Raw genomic sequence first — 2,055 nt, 5'->3', positions numbered from 1 at the left:
TGCTCATCCTCACCATCGGCGGAGTGCTCACCGGCGCCGCCAACGCGGTCCGCGAACTGGTCAAGGAACGCGTGATCTACCAGCGCGAACGCGCCGTCGGGCTGTCCCGGTCCGCCTACCTGATGTCGAAGGTGGTGGTGCTGGGGACGATCACCGTCGCCCAGGCCGTGGTGCTGACCCTGATCGCCCTCGCCGGAGTGGACCTGAACGCCCCGGGCGGCAAGGGGGTGCTCATGCCCCCGCTGATCGAGATCACCATCGCCGTCGCCCTGCTGTCCTTCACCGCGATGATGCTCGGCCTGATGATCTCCGCCCTGGTCAAGAAGGAGGAGGTCACCATGCCGCTGCTGGTCCTCCTCGCCATCGTCCAGGTCGTCTTCTGCGGCACCCTGCTGAAGCTCTACGGCGTCCCCGTCCTCGAACAGGTGGCCTGGCTGGCGCCGTCCCGCTGGGCGATGGGCGCCATGGGCGCCACCCTCCAGCTGGGCAGGATCGTCCCCGGCAAACTCACCCAGGACCCGATCTACCACCATGAGTCGGGTATATGGCTGGTGTGCATCGGCGCGCTGGTCGCGCTGTCCGTGGCCTACGGCCTGGTGGTGGCCCGGCTGCTGCGCCGGCAGGAGCCGGCCGTCATGCGGAAGCAGCCGCGGCGATGACCTTCACCGACCCGATCCCGGAGTTCCACCCGACCCATGTGGTGCCGCAGGAGGGGCTGCCCGCCTGGGAGGCCCCCGACGTGGCCCGGCCGACCGCGCCCCTGGACCCCTTCCTGCCCGTGCAGCTCCTCTCCCGGCGGGGGGAGTGGACGGAGATCCTGTGCGCCAACGGCTGGTCCGCCTGGGTCGACGGACGGCTGCTGGTGGCGGTCCCGCAGCCGCCGCCCACGGCCGGCCGGCCGCTCGCGCGGACCGAGGACCCCGGACCGCTGCTCGGCCGGGCCGCCGAGGCCCTGGAACGCTACCGGCGGGCCGTCCGGGACCACGCCGACGGCGCGGCGGGCGGCGAGGACTTCGGACGGGCCGTGCGGGGACTGCGGATCGGGATCGTGATCGACGGGGAGTCCGCGTGGCTCTACGACGAGAGCTCGCGGCGCTGGATGTACGCCGACGGCAGCCGGATGGCGACCTACGCGGTCGTCTCGGGGCCGGGCGCCCCGCTCATACCGGAGCCTCGGGGCCGGGCGCCCCGCTCGTACCGGAGCCCGAGCAGGAGCCGCAGCCGCCGCCCGGGCCGGAGTCGCCGCCCGAGGCCGAGACCGCCGCCGGTGCCCCCGTACCGGCTGAGCCGGGGCACGAGCCGACCCGCGTCGTGGACCTGCCCGAGGCCGGAGGGCGCTGATGGGAGCCGCCGACTCGCTGGGCGGCCGGCCCTCCGGGCTGCTGGGCAAGAAGATCGCCGGGTACCTGGTCGAGAGCGAGATCGGGCGCGGCGGCATGGCGGTCGTCTACCGGGCGCGCGACCTGCGCCTGGACCGTACGGTGGCGCTGAAGCTGCTGGCCCCCGAACTCGCCCGTAACGACACCTTCCGCAAGCGCTTCGCCCACGAGTCGAAGGCGGCCGCGGCCATCGACCACCCGCACATCGTGCCCGTCTTCGAAGCTGGCGAGACCGAAGGGCTGCTCTACATCGCCATGCGGTTCGTCGCCGGGCAGGACCTGCGCGCCCTGCTCGACCGGACGGGCCCGCTGCCGGTGGAGACGGCCGCCCGGATCGCCGGCCAGGTCGCCTCCGCGCTCGACGCGGCCCACGACCACGACCTGGTCCACCGGGACGTCAAACCCGGCAACATCCTCGTCGCGGACGGCACGGACAGCGAACACCCCGAGCACGTCTACCTGACGGACTTCGGACTGACGAAGAAGTCGCTGTCGCTGACCGGGTTCACCAGCGTCGGGCAGTTCGTCGGCACCTTGGACTACGTGGCGCCGGAGCAGATCGCCGGGAAGCCCGTGGACGGGCGCTGCGACGTGTACAGCCTGGGGTGCGTGGTCCACGAGATGCTCACCGGCGGCCCGCCGTTCCAGCGGGACGACGACATGGCCCTGCTGTGGG

Annotated in this window: 2 protein-coding genes; both read left to right on the top strand. The window is 72.8% G+C overall.

The annotated features are described in order from the left end of the window. The coding region (locus VR44_RS36820; RefSeq protein ID WP_045952024.1) for an ABC transporter permease at positions 1-659 on the top strand (659 nt) is incomplete at its 5' end. A 681-nt stretch (positions 660-1,340) separates the two neighbouring features. Continuing rightward, the coding region (locus VR44_RS36815) for a serine/threonine-protein kinase (protein WP_045952023.1) at positions 1,341-2,055 on the top strand (715 nt) is incomplete at its 3' end.

Source organism: Streptomyces katrae, assembly GCF_000966975.1.
Classification (GTDB): domain Bacteria; phylum Actinomycetota; class Actinomycetes; order Streptomycetales; family Streptomycetaceae; genus Streptomyces; species Streptomyces katrae.
This window is presented reverse-complemented; position numbering and strand designations above follow the sequence as displayed.